This is a genomic window from Serratia proteamaculans, from assembly GCF_004684015.1.
Classification (GTDB): domain Bacteria; phylum Pseudomonadota; class Gammaproteobacteria; order Enterobacterales; family Enterobacteriaceae; genus Serratia; species Serratia proteamaculans_F.
Genome location: NZ_SRIA01000017.1, coordinates 84,670 through 102,417 on the forward strand (window position 1 = coordinate 84,670; position 17,748 = coordinate 102,417).

The following is a 17,748-nucleotide window of genomic DNA, read 5'->3' on the forward strand; positions in this document are numbered from 1 at the left end:
CAGTAAATACCTCCCTTAGTCAGGGGGATTAAATTATTTTCATTAGCATGACCAAAGTTGGATTTGACGTCCCGAATTGGCATTCAAATATAAAACCATATATTTTAAGTGGGTATTAATTTCGCATAAATAATAAAATTCTTAAAATCAATACGCTACGTTTCCGAACACATCCGCGCCCCATCCTGAGTCCCCTTCAGACGATGCTCTGCACATCAGCAGAGCACCCTGGCTGGCATGATATCCCTTCCAAAGCCGGCTGTGCGGCTCCGTGTTTTAACTCAGCACTGAACTTGCATTGTTCTGAGATCCATTCAGGTAACCAAATTCAGTAAATCATAACCACGGATAGCCGTGCGGCGAAGAGATCCCCAACATAACGAATTTAATTTTTTGTCTATTGCTGAAATTGTCTACTACATTTCATCTGTATCCGTAAGCGCTTTATCTTACGACCATCGCAAAGGACGCATCCCTTAATATTTTACTCTTACGTTAACTAACCTAGGATGTTAAATGTTTAGTTCTTTGCTCACCGTCATCACGCAGGCGTTACAGACTGTCCCTGGGCTGGCAATATTTCTGGCACTGACGATCGGTTATGCCATTGGCCAGATCCGGCTGGGATCGATCCAACTCGGTGGCGTCTGCGGCACACTGATTGTCGCGCTGTTAATTGGTCAACTGAATATCCAGGTTGCTGCAGACGTCAAGAACGTGTTTTTCATGTTGTTCATCTTTGCTCTGGGTTACAGCGGTGGTCCGCAATTTTTTGCCAACCTCAATGCAAAGGGCATCCAGTTAGGGGTGTTCTGTCTGATTGAAGTGGTCGTAGTGCTGTCCCTGGTTTTGGCGACAACCGCGGTTTTGCATCTGGATCCAGGCACTGCCGCAGGCATGATGGCGGGTGCCGCCACCGAATCCGCGGTCGTAGGTACCGCGACCGATGCAATTTCACGTCTTGCCCTTCCGGCTAGCGAAATCTCCCGACTGCAAGGTAACGTGGTGACGGCCTACTCCATCACTTATATTTGCGGTCTGATCACCATAGTGATCGTCACCAGCCAACTTTTTCCATTGCTACTGCGCGTCAATCTGCGAGACGAGGCCGAAAAACTCTGGGTGCAGATGGGCGGGAGAGTCGAAAACGAAGGCATCGCAGCGGCCCCTACCGTGGTAGGACGCGCTTATCGGGTAGATGCAGGGGCAGGTTTTAATGTTGCAGCAATGCAACAACGGCTGGGCCAGCACTGCAGTATTGTGCGTGTACAGCGCTTTGACCGTACGCTAACACTTTCTCCGACACTCAAACTGCATCGGGGTGATCAAGTGCTGGTGGTGGGTTATCGCGGATCGCTGATTGAGGCAGCGGCAGCCTTGGGCAGCGAACTGACCGATACCAACGCCCTGACGTTAGCACTGGAAACCTATGATGTCGTACTGTTGGCTCCGGCCATGGCCAACATACAGTTGCAGGCGTTGAAACTGCCTACCGGTGTGCACGTGTCTGCGATTCGCAGAGGAGATGCCATTCTCCCCGCGCTGCCTGCGACCCTATTACAATTGAACGACATCCTGCAGATCTACGATGCCAATCCTGCCGGAAAGCGGGCTTTCCCCACCTCACTCAGCACCATTGGCAAACTGATGCCAGACAAGTTGGCCAGCAATCTTGGTATTGCCGGGCTGGCCATTGCATTGGGCACGTGGCTTGGCAGTTTCACCCTTAAAATTGGCGGCATTCCCTTTTCGGCCGGCACCGGCGGCGGTGTGCTGATTGTGGGTCTGGTGCTGGGCTGGTATCACGCTCGTCGCGCGGATCTGCATTCGGTTAATGCTGATGCGCTGGCACTCCTGAAGGATCTCGGCCTGGCAGGATTTATTGCTGCGGTCGGGCTCTCCTCTGGTCCACAGGCACTGACGTTGATCAAGCAATATGGATTAACCCTGCCCTTGCTGGGCGTGGCCATTGCGATTGTGCCGGCAATGGTGTCGCTGCTGGTCGGTCACTTATGGCTCAAGCTCAGTGCCCCGGTGTTATTGGGGGCGATTGCCGGGCAACAGTGCAGTACCCCTGCTTTAAGTGCCATCCAGAATGCCTGTGGAAACTCCACACCGCTTCTGGGTTACACGATCACCTACGCAATATCCAATGTTGTTCTGCCATTAATGGGGCCGTTGATTGTCGGGCTGGCCAGTTCGTTGCAGCCGGGTTAACTGCCAGACTTTTTTATCTAATTCACTGAGGGTGGATCCATGACCTGGTTACACGATTTGTTCCATAAGTCGCCCGAAATTGCATTGTTCTTATCTATTGCTGCGGGTTATTACCTCGGCAAGATCAAGTTTGGCAAGTTTCAGCTAGGTGGTGTGGCGGGTTCACTGCTGGTGGCAGTACTGGTCAGTCAGGTTGGGGTGCAGATTGATCCCGGGGTGAAGTCGGTAATGTTCGCGCTGTTTATCTACGCCGTGGGCTATGAGAGCGGGCCGGACTTTTTTAGATCATTGGGTAAACAGTCCATTAAGGAAATTATCCTGGCGGCAGTGCTGGCGATAACCGGCTTGATCACGGTGGTGGTACTGGCCAGGATGTTCGGCCTTGATAAAGGCCTGGCGGCAGGCGTGGCGGCAGGTGCTTTGACGCAGTCAGCCATTATCGGTACGGCAGGCGATGCCATCACCAAGCTGGGCCTGGCTGCCGATGAGGTTCAGCGACTTCAGGGTAATGTGGCCGTTGGTTATGCAGTTACCTACGTGTTTGGTTCACTGGGCGCCATCTTGGTGTGCGTGAATCTCCTGCCAAAGTTTATGGGTCGCAGCATTAAAGAAGATGCATTGAAAGCGGAAAGCGCAATGCAAGCAGGTGTGCAGGTCTATGGCCCGGGCCAGGAGGCCGCAGCCCCCGATCTGGTAGGCAGAATATTTCAGTTGCCTGCGAATACCTCAACCACCGTTCAGACACTTGAGCAGACAACCGCGGTGACTATCACCATTGAACGAGTGAAACGCGATAAGCAAGTGCTTGAACCTAGCCCAGACATGCAACTGTTACCGGGAGATATCATCCTGGTGGTCGGCAAACGCCCGGCGGTGGTCACGGTGGCTGGGCAATTGGGCAAAGAGTTGCATGATGTGGAAGGCATGGAACTGACCATGCAGCGGCGGGATGTAGTAATAACTAACAAGTTACTCGACAAACGCTCATTTGGCGATATTCGTGACGCGGTGGCGCGTGACGTCAAACATGGCGTATACGTTTCGCAAATTTCACGGCAAGGCAAAGCGTTAGGACTGGATCCGGATATCGTCCTGTCGCTGGGCGATGTGGTTACCATTTTTGGCGCTGAACATGATGTGAAACGTGTGATTGAGCAGATTGGTCACACTATCGTGCCCAGCGCCAAAACGGACTTTGTCTACATGGGCGCAGGTCTGGTGGTGGGTTTGATGCTGGGGCTGCTGACGGCAAAAGTCGGCTCGATTCCCCTGACACTGGGTAGCGGCGGCGGTGCGCTGTTGTCCGGATTGTTGTTTGGTTGGTTCCGTTCTCGCAGACAGTCTTTTGGTTACATGCCCTCAGGCGCGATACAGATCCTAAAAGATCTCGGCTTGGCGGCTTTTGTGGTGGTAGTTGGGATCTCATCAGGTCTGCAGGCGGTACAAACCGTTGAAAGTCAGGGTATTAAGATCCTGATTATTGGCGTGGTGGTAACGATATTACCCTTGGTTCTGACCATGCTCTTTGGCCGCTATGTGCTCCGTTACAACAATACGGCCATCTTTGCAGGTGCATTGAGTGGGACTCGCAGCGCCAACCCTGCTTTCGGTGAGATCCTTGATAAGGCCGAAAACACCATACCTACCGTCCCCTTCGCCATCACCTATGCATTGGCCAATGTATTTTTGACGCTATTAGGGCCGTTGATTGTTGCCCTGGTTTAAAGACGCTGTAGCCAAGATACCGGCTCGCCCAGCCTGGGCGGGCATTTTTCTTTGTCAATTCAATGATGCTTAAAGGAGTAGTGAAATGAACTTTAGCGACCCGGAAAAGCTTGCGCTGTTGAGCCCTTTTGAACTGAAAGATGCCTTAATGCAGCAGGCGGTACAAAGCAATCAGTTAATGTTAAACGCAGGCCGTGGGAACCCCAATTTTTTGGCGACGACTCCGCGACATGGTTTTTTTCAGTTTGGCCTGTTTGCGATAACCGAAGCTGAGCGTTCCTATATGTACATGGAGCATGTTGGAGGCTTCCCCCAGCGCGAAGGGATAGAGGCGAGATTCGAACTGTTTGCCAAACAGCACGAAAGCGTCCCGGGAGTTCGTTTTATCGAGGCCGCCGTGTCCTATGTTCGGGATCAAATGGGGTTGAATGCCGGTGACTTCATTTATGAGATGTGCGAGGCCATTCTGGGCTGTAATTATCCGGTGCCTGACAGAATGCTGAGGTTAAGTGAAGTTATCGTCAACAAATACATCCACAAAGAAATGATCGGCACCTACCCGTTCGTCGGCAAGTTTGACATGTATGCACTGGAAGGCGGCACGGCGGCGATGACCTATTTATTTGCCAGTCTGAAAGCCAACCATGTGATCAGCGAGGGCGATACCATTGCCCTGGGGATGCCCATTTTCACCCCCTATATTGAGATCCCCGAACTCAGCGATTACAACCTGAAAACTATCCATATCGATGCGCCGCAGTCCAACAAATGGCAGTTTACCCACCAAGAACTGGATAAGTTGCTCGACCCGAAAATTAAAGCATTCTTCCTGGTCAATCCGAGTAACCCACCGTCCGTTAAAATTGATGACGATACGCTGCGGTATATTGCCGACATCGTGAAAAAAAGGCCGGATCTGATCATCCTTACGGATGATGTCTACGCTACGTTTGCTGATAATTTCGTATCACTGTTTGCTATCTGCCCTTACAACACCATCCTGGTGTACTCGTTCTCCAAATACTTTGGCGCAACGGGCTGGCGTATGGGGATCGTGGCGACACATGAAGACAATATCATCGATGCCACCATTGCCGCTTTACCAGAGACCAAAAAGAAACAGCTGGATCACCGGTATTCATCAATTACCACTGCCCCACGCAGCCTCAAGTTTATTGATCGACTGGTCGCTGACAGCCGCACCGTGGCGCTGAATCATACTGCCGGCCTTTCCACCCCGGTACAGGCACAGATGACTCTGTTCTCACTATTCTGTCTGATGGATGAACCGGATGCATACAAGAATGAAATGAAACGGATCGTACTGCGCCGCAAAGAGGTGCTGTACCGTGAGCTGGGTCTGCCGATGCCCTACGATCCCAATTCGGTGCGCTACTACCATCTGCTGGATCTCGAGGAACTGGCCGGTGAAATGTACGGTGCCGACTATGTGAAATGGATGATGGGGCAGATGAAACCTAACGAGGTCTTGTTCCGACTCGCCGAGGAAACCGGTGTGATTTTGCTGCCAGGCAAAGGTTTCGGCACGCCACACCCATCATGGCGCGTATCCCTGGCTAACCTGAATGAATACGATTATGCCAATATCGGTAGAGCAATACGTAAACTGGCATTGGAATATTATGAGAAGTTTTTAAGTGCCACCGGAACCAAGGCGTCGACACCTGCGGCTAAAGCGGCTAAAAATGCAGCTGGCAATACGAAGGGACGCGCTGCCACCACGTCCAAAGGCAAAAAAAAATAAGCGGCCCCATTAAAGGGTAACGATGCAATGGGTAGAGCTCTATACCGGGCTCTGCTTATTTTGAAACGGGTTATTGGACGCACTCCGCATCAGTAGCATTTTCCGATCCTCACCGCGCGGCCGGCTTCTGTCCGGCCGATACTAAAGCCCTTCAGTCACGCCAAATTAAAACGAATAAACAGATGAAACCTTTGCACAACGGGTAGCCCATTGCTGATTCACCATTGTGAGACCAGAATCTTCAGCGAGCGTCAACCGATACACTGGAGCACTGCGGTAAATCGTGCTGGTATTCGTCGCCGTAATCCGTACCATACGCGGCATACTTTTGCTTGCTGGCTTCTGTCAGCCGCCGCAACCCCGAGTCAGATGGGTATAAAGACACACAATGTCTATCAGGTTTACAGAACCTGGATAGATAAGTTGAACAGCGATCAGGCGGATAAGTTGGCATTCTAAAAAACGTTGCCCGTTATATGCCCCTCTTTGTTTTAGAGATAATAAATAATGCAAGAAAACCATACCATTAGCCAAAAAGAGCAGTACAACCTGAACAAATTGCAAAAACGCCTGCGTCGCAACGTGGGTCAGGCTATCGCCGATTTCAACATGATTGAAGAAGGCGACCGCATCATGGTTTGCCTGTCCGGCGGCAAAGACAGCTACACCATGCTGGAAATCTTGCGCAACCTGCAACAAAGTGCACCGGTCAACTTCTCGCTGATTGCGGTCAACCTCGATCAGAAACAACCCGGCTTCCCCGAGCATATCCTGCCGGCTTATCTGGAAAGCCTGGGGGTGGAATACCAGATTGTTGAAGAAAACACCTACAGCATCGTCAAGGACAAGATCCCTGAGGGCAAAACCACCTGCTCGCTGTGTTCACGCCTGCGTCGCGGTATCCTTTACCGCACCGCTACCGAGTTGGGGGCCACCAAAATCGCCCTTGGCCACCACCGGGACGACATCTTACAAACGCTGTTCCTCAATATGTTCTACGGCGGCAAGCTGAAAGGCATGCCACCGAAACTGATGAGCGACGATGGCAAACATGTGGTTATTCGCCCGCTGGCTTATTGCCGTGAAAAAGACATTGAGCGTTTCTCGGTTGCCAAAGGCTTCCCGATTATCCCGTGCAACCTGTGCGGCTCGCAGCCTAATCTGCAACGCCAGGTGATTGGTGATATGTTGCGCGACTGGGATAAACGTTACCCGGGCCGTCTGGAAACCATGTTCAGCGCAGTGCAAAATGTCGTGCCTTCACACCTGAGCGACTACAACCTTTTTGATTTCAAAGGGATTCACCACGGCAGCGAAGTGGTTGACGGTGGCGATCTGGCCTTTGACCGTGAAGACATTCCGATGCAGCCGATCGGCTGGCAACCGGAGGATGCGGATGACGCCGCCCCGGTGCGCTTAGACGTCCTCGAAATCAAGTAAGTCGTTATTCCGCCCGCACGCTGTGGGCGGAAATTTCCCGTCATCAGTTTTCGATCCCGCTCGCAATTTCAGCAGAATTCATCAGACAGTGCCGTTTTTATTCTATACTGTGTTTTTATACAGTCACTGGAGATTACCGATGAACATCACCCCCTGCTTGTCTCACGTTTCTCTCGGCAGCAATCATTTTGACGCCGCAGCCGACTTCTACGACCGAACCCTTGCCGCATTAGGTTGCCGGCGGGTGTTGGAACACCCCGGCGCCATCGGCTATGGGCGTGACTATCCAGAGTTCTGGTTACAGGTACCTATCGACGGTAAACCCGCCTCTGTCGGCAATGGCCTGCATGTGGGGTTTTTCGCCACCAGTAAACAGCAGGTCGATGATTTCTACCGCCAGGCGTTGCAGGCCGGTGCAACAGATGAAGGCGCACCCGGTTCACGACCGCATTATGGTGAAGCCTATTACGGCTGTTTTGTTAGGGATCTGGACGGACATAAAATCGAGGCCAGTTTCTGGGATGAAAGTGCGGCCTGACGGGGTAAATTACAGACAAAAAAAATGCCGGTGATTAAACCGGCATCGTATGAATCAATGTGCTATGCAGTAATTCTAAATATAAGAAAGTAAGACAATTATGGAGCACAACGCCCATCGCTTGACGTTGCATTCACCTGCGAGATAGATCATGCCCCATTTCCCGCCGATAAAAGTTGATATCGCTCAATGTTAACCGGGTTATCAACGTTTTTTGGCTACAGCCAGCGGCGTCGTTTCAGCCACCAGCCCAGGCCGAACACCAATCCGGTCAGCGTCAGGCAAAAGGCAGCAAAACCAAAGGGGTTACCGCCGCCCGGAATGCCCCCCAGGTTGACGCCGAACAACCCGGTCAAAAAAGTCGTCGGCAAAAACACCATCGCCAATAATGACATGGTGTAGGTGCGGCGGTTCATGGCATCGGCCATCACGGTGGTGATTTCGTCAGAAAGGATTGCGGTACGGGCAATGCTGCCGTCCAGATCATCCAGGCCGCGCCCTAACCGATCGGCAATATCCTGCATGCGACGGCGGTCGTCATCATTCATCCAGGGCAGACGGTCGCTGGCCAGCCGGGAAAATACATCACGCTGCGGTGCCATATAGCGGCGTAGTACGATCAGCTGTTTGCGGATCAGCGCCAGTTGCCCGCGTTCGGGAACCTGCTGCTCCAACAGTGAATCTTCCAGATCGATGATCTTGTCATGCAGATCCTCGATAAATTCGCTGGCGTGATCGGTCAGTGCATCCGATATCTCCACCAGCCAGTTACCGCTGTTGGTTGGCCCGCTACCGCTTTGCAGGTCATTCACCACCTGGTCGATGGAATAAACTTTGCGATGCCGGGTGGAAACGATCAGTTTATCTGTCATGTAGACACGAATGGTCACCAACTGATCCGGCCGCGAGTTGGCGTTAAAATTAATGCTGCGCAGCGTGACCATGGTTCCTTCGCCCACTTTACTGACACGCGGCCGCGAGCTTTCCCCGGACAACGCCTCTCTGACCGCATCCGGCAATAGCGGCGTGGTGGTTAGCCATTGGGCGCTGGCGGGGTGCGCATAATCGAGATGCAGCCAGCAAGGCTCATCGCAAGTGACTTTATCATCGTAATCAATTGATGTTACGCCGCCCTTGCCATCGAGCTGGTAGGCATACACTGCGTCAGGAACCTGTAACTCGCGCCCCTCAATGACTTCCATTCCTCATCCCCCTCTGCTTTCAGTTATTCCAGAGTCTAGCGTTAATACCAGGCGGATCAAAGATGAAGCCATGCGAATGCTGCCCCAGGAAGAGCCTTATACGCTAACATGGATAAATAACGCACAACGCACGACCGGGCACCCGATGAAATCCACTTCGACATTCTTGTTAACCTCTGTTTTGGCGTTTGCTCCAGCGCCGTTTCATTTGCTGTTTGCCGCAGATAACTCGCTCAACACTATCGCTGATGCATACCGGGTCAAATTAGCTGACTCAACGGGCGACTTGCCTTATTTCGTGGCGAAACCTCATGGCCCCACACCACACAGCGCGTTAATCGTTCTGCATGGGCATCCCAGAGATGCCGGTAAAACATTGGCTGCCGCCATCACTGCGGCCCAGCGTGCGACAAAAACTGATGACAGACTGCTGATTGCCCCGCTGTTCCCGGTTAGCGAGACGCAGGCCGCACACTGCCACTCACCCGGCGTGCCGTCAGCGCAGGCAGGTGACGCACTCTGGAGCTGCAGTTCGTGGATTGAAGGCGGTTTGGATAACCAGGGGAATACCACCTCATTTGCCGCACTCGATAGTCTGCTTGCCGAGCTGAAAACAAAATGGCCAAGGGTAGAGTCAATTACCGTCGCCGGATTCTCCGCCGGAGCACAGTTTGTGCAGCACTATGTCGGATTCGCCCATCCACCTGCCGGCGTGACGATGCGTTACGTCATAGCGGACCCCGGCAGTTGGCTCTATTTCGATAGCCGGCGGCCGCAGCCGGTAAAAAATGGCCGCCCTGCCGACTGGCGCGACTGCAACCAACAAGGCGACTGTAGCTTTGATTGGGTTGAGGTCAGGAATGATGCCTGTCCGAACGTCGAACGTTGGAAATACGGCACTCAGGCTATCCCGGCCTTTCTCGACCAAAACCGTGAAGCGGTGCGCCAGCGCTATGCCACGGCGGATATCACCTATCTTGAAGGCGAGCAGGATACCGGCAATTCACCCGGCACCTTCTACAAAATACTCGATAAATCCTGCGCGGCGCAGGCGCAAGGCCCCTATCGCCTGCAACGCGGCATCGCCTATGTCGCTTATGACCGACGCTTTATTGCCCCAGATGCCAAACGCAATTTGCTGATCGTTCCCGGCTGTGCCCACGACGTCGCCTGTGTCTTTCCTTCGGCGACAGGCCGCAGCGCATTGTTTGATGCCCCATAGCCACCTAAGTAAAAACCCCGCTTTGGCGGGGTTTGACGGCAACACATCGGACTACCAAAACATATCAATGCTTCAAAATATACATCGTCTGGCTGTAAGCCACGTCTTCCGGATTGGTAATCGGGTAACCTTTCACCCAGGGTTTAATCAATCGGCCATTAGTGTACTGATAAATTGGTGCGATCGGTGCCTGATCGGCGATGATCTGCTCCAACTTATTATAATCTGTGGTCAAAGCCGCAGGATTGGTTTCATGGCTGGCCAACGTCAGCAGTTTGTCGTAATCCGCACTGTTGAATTTGGCGATATTACCGCTGTGGGTGGAGCTTAACAGTGACAGGAAGGTCGAAGCTTCGTTGTAATCCCCCACCCAGGAAGCACGCACCACGTCGAAATTGCCGGTGTTACGGCTATCGATGTAGGTTTTCCATTCCTGATTTTGCAGCTTGACGTCGATACCGAGCGTTTTCTTCCACATGGAGGCCACGGCGATGGCAATTTTCTGGTGGCTTTCCGAAGTGTTATACAACAGCGTCAGTTTCAGCGGATTGTTCGGACCATAGCCGGCCGCCTGCATCAAGGCCTTGGCCTGCGCATCCAGCTCCGCCTGCGATTGCTGCTGCAACAGGCTCACTTCCGGCTTAAACCCGGCAGTGACGTCCGGAGTGAAGTGGTACGCCGGTTTTTCCCCGGTGCCCAATACTTTTTCGGCGATAATTTTACGATCGATAGCGTAAGACAACGCCTTGCGCACCCGCACATCGTTAGTCGGCGCGCGTTGGGTATTAAAAGCATAATAATAGGTACCGAGCTGATCCGGGGTATAGACCTGGTCCGGAATGTCTTTCAGCAGCTTTTGGTACATGTTTTTCGGGAAGGACTCGGTGATATCGATATCGCCAGCCAGATAACGTTTGGTGGCGTTGGACTCCTGGTTAATCGGCACAAAGGTCACTTTGGTCAGCACCGTGTGCGCATGATCCCAATAGTGATCGTTTGGTGTCAGTACCAGTTTCTCGTTAACCACCCGCTCCTGCAGTTTAAACGCGCCGTTACCGACCAGATTACCGACCTTGGTCCAATCGTTGCCAAATTTCTCTACAACTGCCTTGTTAACCGGGAACAGGCTGAAGTTGGCGGTCAGGCTGACAAAATACGGCACCGGTTTGTTCAACTGTACTTTGAAGGTGTAATCATCCAGCGCGGTTACGCCCAGCTTATCGGCAGGCAGCTTGCCGGTAATGATTTCATCGGCATTTTGTATACCGGCCAGTTGAGCAAACCAGGCAAAGGGAGACAGATTCTTCGGTTCAACCAAGCGCTGCCAGCTATAAACAAAATCTTTCGCCGTGACAGGGTCACCGTTAGACCAGCGCGCATCTTTACGCAGGGTGAAAATGTAGGTTTGGTTATCCGTGGTTTGCCAACGGGTGGCGACGCCAGGGATCACCTTGCCGTTGGCATCCTGGTTCACCAGCCCTTCAAACAGATCGCGCGCCAATTGCGCTTCCGGCAGGCCCACCGCTTTGATCGGATCGAGCGAGGCCGGTTCATCTTTAATATGGCGAACAATTTCCTGTTTCTCCGCCAGTGAGGTACCTGGGGGAACCTGAGCCGCCATTGCGCTGCTCAACCCTGCGCCAATCGCCACAGCACACAGCGCCAAACGAAAACCCTGTTGAATTTTTTTTCTCGTCATTCTGATCCATCCCCGGTTAACCATCTGAATTTTTTATCTTATAGCACAAGATTAGTCTCACCTAGAGTTCCCGGCGGACAAGATGTAAAAACTGGGGGCCAGGCAATAAAAATGCCCGCACGACAGTGTCGATATGGGCATTTTCTCTTAGCGAAAGTGATTAGTCGTAAAGGTGAATGCTATTGATGCGGTAGCTGAACTCTTCACCCTCTTCTTCATCAAAAATGGTGAAGAAGCCTTTCTCGGCCAATGGCTTGGCATGAATATCGGTTTTCTGCATCTGGCGCGACTCGGCATCGTCAAAACCATAGTCGAGATAGAAGCTGTTTTTCTGGTAATCGACGTGCAGGGTAAACGGGTAGTTAGACTCGTCGCCACGCCCATCGTCGTTCTTCACCACGCCAAACCATTCTCCCTGACGGATCTGATTTTCCTCGTCCACACCGCATAGCAGCGTGATGGTGTCCTTATCATTTTCGCTATAGCTGGCAACTATTCTGGCTACTGGCATGTTAAATCCCCTGTTTGGTTAACTTTGCCGATAGTATAACAACAGCGAAATAGATAGCGTGGTTTTATTGGCTTCACCAATCAATGTTCAACACGGTTTTGCCGCGTGAGCCACCGGCTTTGCTTTGCGCCAGCATTTCCGGTGCCTGCTTAATCGATACCAGGCGTTCCACCGGTACCTGCAATTCACCGCGCGCTACGCTTTGCAACAGTTGCTCCAGTTCATCGGCACTGATTTGCGCCTCAATGTTGCCGCCGCGCAGGCCCTGTTGCTGCATCTGCTCCGGCGCTGCCGACCAAATGCTACTTAACGCCGCACCGCCCTTGTGCAGGATAGCCAGCAAGGCACTGAAAGCCTCGGCATTGCTGACCAGATCAATCATGCCGTCAATGCCCTGAGGATATTGTTGCTGTACCTGCTGCAGCAGAGGAGCACGGTGGTGATCAATCACATTATCTGCCCCCAGTTCACGCAAGGCGGCTTCGGCATCTGCGCCACCGGTGGCGATCACTGTCAGCCCTTGTCGTTTGGCCAACTGGATGATAAAACGGCCAACACCGCCAGTCGCCCCCACGACCAGCAACGTCGCACCGGCCGTCAATTGCAGCTTTTCAACCAGTTTCAAAGCGGTACCGGCCGCAATCGGCATGGCCGCCGCCTGGGCCAAACTCACTTCATCAGGTACCCGCGCCAGTACCGCACGTTGATCAATCGTCGCATATTGGGCGTAACTGCCTGCACCGACCTTATCGAACATAAACTTGCCGACCACCCGTTCATTGACGCTAAATCCGCTGACATCATCAGCGACCGCCTCAACCACACCGGCACCGTCAATGCCAATCACCAAGGGAAACACATGGGGCAGTTGCCCCTGCAACATGCCGTCGGCTATCCGCCAGTCAACCGGATTTAGCCCGGCCGCGGCCATTTTGACCAGTATCTGTCCGGGTTGTAGTGAGGGTTTGGCGATCTCTACCTGTTCTGGCGTAGCGCCGAGCTGTTTGACTGCGATGGCTTTCATGGTTAACTCCAGTTTGTCTGTTCACGATGAAGCCAGTGTAGCGAACGACAGATCGTCCGCCAGTCGTCAATAATCGGATTCACTGTTCATAAATTTATGACAATCAATTTTATTACCGGGTGAGAAATTGCTCTGGGAAAGTTAAGTGAAACCGTAATACACTGAATAAAATGATAATCACTCTCGACCTTTAAATCAGGGACCCATCATGACCCAGCATCGACCGCGCAGTGAACGTGGCCAATTGGCTGTTGCAGGAGAGAATTACGGCAGTTCGCTGTTAGGCGCGCCGCTACTTTATTTCCCGGCGGCCGTCAGTGGCCCGGAAACCGGGCTGATTATTGCCGGGACTCACGGTGATGAGAGCGCAGCTATCGTTACCCTGTCTTGTGCATTACGCAGCATCGCACCAAACCGACTGCGGCACCACGTGGTGCTGGCAGTCAATCCCGACGGCTGCCAGCTCGGGCTGCGCGCCAACGCCAACGGGGTCGATCTGAACCGCAACTTCCCGGCGGCCAACTGGCGCTCCGGGGATACGGTTTATCGTTGGAACAGCGCCGCGGAGGCTCGGGATGTTAAACTCTCAACCGGTGGCCGCCCTGGCTCCGAACCGGAAACCCAGGGGCTATGTCATCTGATCCATCGGTTGAAACCACACTGGGTGGTGTCGTTCCACGAGCCATTGGCCTGTATTGAAGACCCGGCCAGTTCCCAACTTGGCGTCTGGCTTTCGCATAAGTTTGCCTTGCCGCTGGTCACCAGCGTCGGTTACGAAACACCAGGATCATTCGGCAGCTGGTGCGCCGATTTGTCACTGCCTTGCATTACTGCGGAGTTCCCGCCGATCTCGGCCGATGCCGCCAGCGAAAACTACCTCAACGCGATGGTAGAATTGCTGACCTACCCAGGCTAAACCGGCTATGGGGCGAGATTAATCGCCCCACATTCAAAATTCAGCCCCGGTTCAACGTCATTCGCCAGCCAGGTCGGACCGTCCAAATCGACGAATCGCGCACCCGGCGCCAGCGGCAATGCGGCATTGATCGCCCGCGAAGTGCACAACATGCAGCCGAGCATAATAGCGAACCCTTGTTGCCGCGCCTCTTCAGCCAACGCCAGCCCTTCGGTCAGGCCGCCGGTTTTATCCAGCTTGATATTGACCATCTGGTAACGACCGGCCAGCTTGGGTAAATCACTGCGGGTGTGGCAGCTTTCATCGGCGCAAATGGGCAACGGGTGAATAAAGTTTTCCAGTGCGCTGTCATCCGTCGCCGGCAGCGGTTGCTCCAGCATCGCCACGCCCAGATCGGCCAACAGTTGGCAGCGCGCCGCCAGCCCTTCCACCTGCCAGGACTCATTGGCATCGACAATCAAAGTGGTATCCGGCACCGCCGCACGTATCGCCACCAGCCGTTCGCTGATCAGATGGTTGTCCAGTTTGATTTTCAGCAAGCGTGCTCCTTGCTGCTCAAGTTCACGTGCGGCGAAGGCCATGGCTTCCGGCGAACCTATACTGACGGTTTGCGCCATCAGGATGCATTCCGGCTCGGCAACACCACTGCGTTGCCAGCGGTTCTGACCGCTCAGTTGGCACTCCAAATCCCACAAGGCGGAATCCACCGCATTACGTGCCGCACCGGCCGGCATCAGCTGTTGCAATTGTTCACGTGTCACGCCCTGTTCGACCGCTGCCACCACTTCAGCCAGCAGCGCCATCACCGAAGCTTCACTTTCACCGTAACGTGGATAAGGTGTACATTCACCAACGCCCCGCACACCCTGCTGTTCAATTTCGACCACCACCACTTTGGCTTCGGTGCGGCTGCCGCGGGCAATAACAAAGGCGGTATGCAATGGCCAGGCTTCTGGGTAAAAATGCATGCTTCTCATGACGGCTCCTGAGCGGAAATTACGTAGAAAATCGGGCTGACGCGTGGGTGCTTTTTTGGACACACTCTAATATATACAACTATTTAGCAAACTTTATCTATTCAACCCACAATTGTTGACATAAACTGAGGCCAGGGTGTGAACCTAATGTTAAATGCGGCCGAAAGGCCCTTTTATTAGGCTCATGCCCTTTGTATAAACACCTGTAAAAGGAATCAAGCTAATGACTCAGACAGTACATTTTCAAGGCAACCCGGTTAGCGTTGCAGGCCATCTGCCACAGTCCGGCGAACAAGCCAAAGCCTTCTCACTGGTTGCCAAAGACTTGTCAGACGTGGCGCTGAGCAGCTTCGCGGGTCAACGCAAAGTTCTGAACATTTTCCCAAGTGTCGATACCGGCGTTTGTGCGACTTCGGTACGTACCTTCAACCAACTGGCCAGTGGCCTGGATAACACCGTAGTGCTGTGCATCTCGGCCGACCTGCCGTTCGCCCAGTCACGTTTCTGCGGTGCAGAAGGCCTGGACAACGTAGTCACCCTGTCCACCCTGCGTGGCGCTGAATTCAAACAGGCCTACGGCGTTGAAATCGCTGAAGGCCCACTGGCAGGCCTGACCGCACGCGCGGTTGTGGTGCTGGATGGTCAGGACAACGTACTGTACAGCGAGTTGGTGAATGAAATCACCACCGAGCCGAACTACGATGCGGCGCTGGCTGCGCTGAAGTAATGCCAGAAGGCCGACAAATGCCGGCCTCGAAACGTTGAAACGGGCGCTTATGGCGCCCGTTTTTTTATTCTTCGCTTTCCCCACCAGGCTTACGGCTACTGAGCCCATATTCGCGTAACTTATTGGCGATCGCGGTATGCGAAACCCCCAGGCGTTTCGCCAGTTTTCTGGTACTCGGGTAGGTACGGTACAAACGGGTCAGCACCGAACGTTCGAAACGCTTGCTGATATCGTCAAGCGAGCCGTCCATCACCTCATCGCCCAGCGACATTTCAACCTCGAACTCCGGCAATACAATGTCCTGTGGACGAAGTTCGAAACCTTCGGTTTGCGTCAACGCCCGGTAAATGGCGTTTTTTAACTGTCGCACGTTGCCAGGCCAGCCATATTTGCTGAGGAAACTGCCCAGATCATTGGCCAGCTTCGGCCGCGCTACACCCTGCTCATCGGCAAAACGCGCCACAAACAGTTCGGTCAGCGGCATGATGTCCTGCGGACGCTCACGCAGCGGCGGAATGGTGATGGTCAACACGTTAAGGCGATAATAGAGATCCTCACGGAACTCACCACGCTGCACCAGTTCGGTCAGGTTTTTCTGCGTCGCGCAAATTACCCGCACATCCACATGGACTTCGTGTTCTTCACCCACGCGGCGGAAAGTGCCATCGTTAATGAAACGCAGCAGTTTGGTCTGCATGCGCGGCGACATCTCACCGATTTCATCCAGCAGCACCGAACCACCGTGTGCCTGTTCGAAGAAGCCCTTCTTGCCTTCCAGCGCATTCGGATAAGCCCCCGGCGCATGGCCGAACAGTTCGCTTTCCGCCACGTCATCCGGCAATGCGGCGCAATTGAGCGCCAGGAACGGCTGCTTGCCACGTGGGCTGCGCAAATGGCAAGCGCGGGCCAGAATATCTTTACCGGTACCGGTCTCGCCGACAATCAACAGTGGCGCATCCAGCATCGCCAACTTGCGCGCCTGCTCCAGCACGTGGCGCATTTTCGGGCTGGCGGCAACGATATGATCAAACTCGGTATCGTCGTTTACCGACAGATTCTGTAGCTGACGCCCCATACGGGCCGTGGACTTCAGCATCACTACCGCGCCTACGGCGGCATTCTGCTGGTTTTCGTCTTCCAGGTAGATTGGCGTGATATCCATCAGGAAGTCCTGACTGCGGATCACCACCCGCTCCGATTGTGGCGCCGTTTGTTCGCTTTCCAGCCAGCGGTTGAAGTTATAACCGCCAATCAATGCGGTGGCCGTCTGATTGCGAATTTTGTCTTCGCTAAGCCCGAACAGCGCCTGCGCCGCCGGATTGGCCAGTTCGACTTTACCTTTCATATCGATCGAAAACACCGGCTCAGGCATCGACTCCAGCAGCGCGCGCAGTGCGCGGTGTTCGCGTTCAGACGGCATGAAATTCACGGTGCGCACATCGGTCACACCGGCAATGCGGCGGATCTCCACCATCAGCGCGCGGAAGGTGTCAAAATCCAGCTGGGAAAAATTGAGGTAAATGCGGCCGATGGGATCGATTTCGATGCCACGTAAATCTATGCTGCGCAATACCAAAAGATCGAGTAACTCTCGAGTCAGACCGATCCGGTCTTCGCAAAAAACTTCCAAACGCATCAGTATTGGCCTTATCTCTGCAGGTGCGGGGATGACTGAAGATGATGATACTCTCTCACCCCAAGCGGTAGAAGCAATCTGTCAGCAAAAGTTGACAGAACTCTGATTTATCGCTGTTGTTGATGATTTTAAACGCAAGTGAATAACAC

At 53.4% G+C, this 17,748-nt stretch carries 14 protein-coding genes and 1 pseudogene; 9 read left to right on the forward strand and 6 right to left on the reverse strand.

Annotation, left to right across the window (positions count from 1 at the left end):
* Window positions 1–516 precede the first annotated feature (516 nt).
* From aspT (E5C26_RS13270) to E5C26_RS13295, 6 genes and pseudogenes are all read left to right on the forward strand, one after another.
* Window positions 517–2,217, forward strand: a complete 1,701-nt coding sequence (aspT, locus tag E5C26_RS13270) for an aspartate-alanine antiporter (protein ID WP_135316745.1) — start codon at window positions 517–519, stop codon at window positions 2,215–2,217.
* 39 nt (window positions 2,218–2,256) lie between these two features.
* On the forward strand, window positions 2,257–3,942 hold the full coding sequence (gene aspT / locus E5C26_RS13275; protein ID WP_135316746.1) for an aspartate-alanine antiporter: 1,686 nt from the start codon (window positions 2,257–2,259) through the stop codon (window positions 3,940–3,942).
* Between the two features lie 85 nt (window positions 3,943–4,027).
* Window positions 4,028–5,707 (forward strand): bifunctional aspartate transaminase/aspartate 4-decarboxylase, encoded by a 1,680-nt coding sequence (locus E5C26_RS13280; RefSeq protein WP_135316747.1) that lies wholly within the window; start codon window positions 4,028–4,030, stop codon window positions 5,705–5,707.
* Between the two features lie 264 nt (window positions 5,708–5,971).
* Window positions 5,972–6,166 (forward strand): annotated as a pseudogene (locus E5C26_RS24800) (site-specific integrase); the annotation flags it as partial.
* 48 nt (window positions 6,167–6,214) lie between these two features.
* Window positions 6,215–7,147, forward strand: a complete 933-nt coding sequence (ttcA, locus tag E5C26_RS13290; RefSeq protein WP_135316749.1) for a tRNA 2-thiocytidine(32) synthetase TtcA — start codon at window positions 6,215–6,217, stop codon at window positions 7,145–7,147.
* Window positions 7,148–7,286: 139 nt separating this feature from the next.
* Window positions 7,287–7,685, forward strand: coding sequence for a VOC family protein (locus tag E5C26_RS13295; RefSeq protein WP_135316750.1), 399 nt, complete (start codon window positions 7,287–7,289; stop codon window positions 7,683–7,685).
* Between the two features lie 218 nt (window positions 7,686–7,903).
* Here E5C26_RS13295 and zntB read toward each other — a convergent pair whose 3' ends face one another.
* Window positions 7,904–8,887: a zinc transporter ZntB gene (gene zntB / locus E5C26_RS13300; RefSeq protein WP_135316751.1), complete on the reverse strand. Its 984-nt coding sequence runs from the start codon at window positions 8,885–8,887 to the stop codon at window positions 7,904–7,906.
* 145 nt (window positions 8,888–9,032) lie between these two features.
* On the opposite strand from zntB, the gene E5C26_RS13305 reads away from it, so the two are divergent.
* The gene (locus E5C26_RS13305) at window positions 9,033–10,109 is read left to right on the forward strand and encodes a hypothetical protein (RefSeq protein ID WP_135316824.1); all 1,077 of its coding nucleotides are present in this window, start codon (window positions 9,033–9,035) and stop codon (window positions 10,107–10,109) included.
* 64 nt (window positions 10,110–10,173) lie between these two features.
* On the opposite strand, the gene E5C26_RS13310 is transcribed toward E5C26_RS13305, so the two are convergent.
* The 3 genes from E5C26_RS13310 to E5C26_RS13320 all read right to left on the reverse strand — a co-directional run bounded on the left by E5C26_RS13310 (window position 10,174) and on the right by E5C26_RS13320 (window position 13,343).
* Window positions 10,174–11,808: a peptide ABC transporter substrate-binding protein gene (locus tag E5C26_RS13310; protein WP_135316752.1), complete on the reverse strand. Its 1,635-nt coding sequence runs from the start codon at window positions 11,806–11,808 to the stop codon at window positions 10,174–10,176.
* 160 nt (window positions 11,809–11,968) lie between these two features.
* Entirely contained in the window at window positions 11,969–12,319 is a 351-nt protein-coding gene (locus E5C26_RS13315) for a hypothetical protein (RefSeq protein WP_012145340.1), read from the reverse strand.
* Between the two features lie 73 nt (window positions 12,320–12,392).
* Window positions 12,393–13,343, reverse strand: coding sequence for an NADP-dependent oxidoreductase (locus E5C26_RS13320; protein ID WP_135316753.1), 951 nt, complete (start codon window positions 13,341–13,343; stop codon window positions 12,393–12,395).
* A 208-nt stretch (window positions 13,344–13,551) separates the two neighbouring features.
* Between E5C26_RS13320 and mpaA the strand changes: the two genes are divergently transcribed.
* Window positions 13,552–14,259, forward strand: coding sequence for a murein tripeptide amidase MpaA (gene mpaA, locus E5C26_RS13325; protein WP_135316754.1), 708 nt, complete (start codon window positions 13,552–13,554; stop codon window positions 14,257–14,259).
* A gap of 5 nt (window positions 14,260–14,264) precedes the next feature.
* Here mpaA and ycjG read toward each other — a convergent pair whose 3' ends face one another.
* On the reverse strand, window positions 14,265–15,236 hold the full coding sequence (ycjG, locus tag E5C26_RS13330; RefSeq protein WP_135316755.1) for an L-Ala-D/L-Glu epimerase: 972 nt from the start codon (window positions 15,234–15,236) through the stop codon (window positions 14,265–14,267).
* A gap of 223 nt (window positions 15,237–15,459) precedes the next feature.
* Between ycjG and tpx the strand changes: the two genes are divergently transcribed.
* Window positions 15,460–15,963, forward strand: coding sequence for a thiol peroxidase (gene tpx / locus E5C26_RS13335; protein ID WP_135316756.1), 504 nt, complete (start codon window positions 15,460–15,462; stop codon window positions 15,961–15,963).
* A 64-nt stretch (window positions 15,964–16,027) separates the two neighbouring features.
* Here the strand turns inward: tpx and tyrR are convergent, their stop codons facing one another.
* Complete coding sequence (tyrR, locus tag E5C26_RS13340; RefSeq protein ID WP_135316757.1) at window positions 16,028–17,599, reverse strand: transcriptional regulator TyrR; 1,572 nt, start codon at window positions 17,597–17,599, stop codon at window positions 16,028–16,030.
* Window positions 17,600–17,748: the final 149 nt, after the last annotated feature.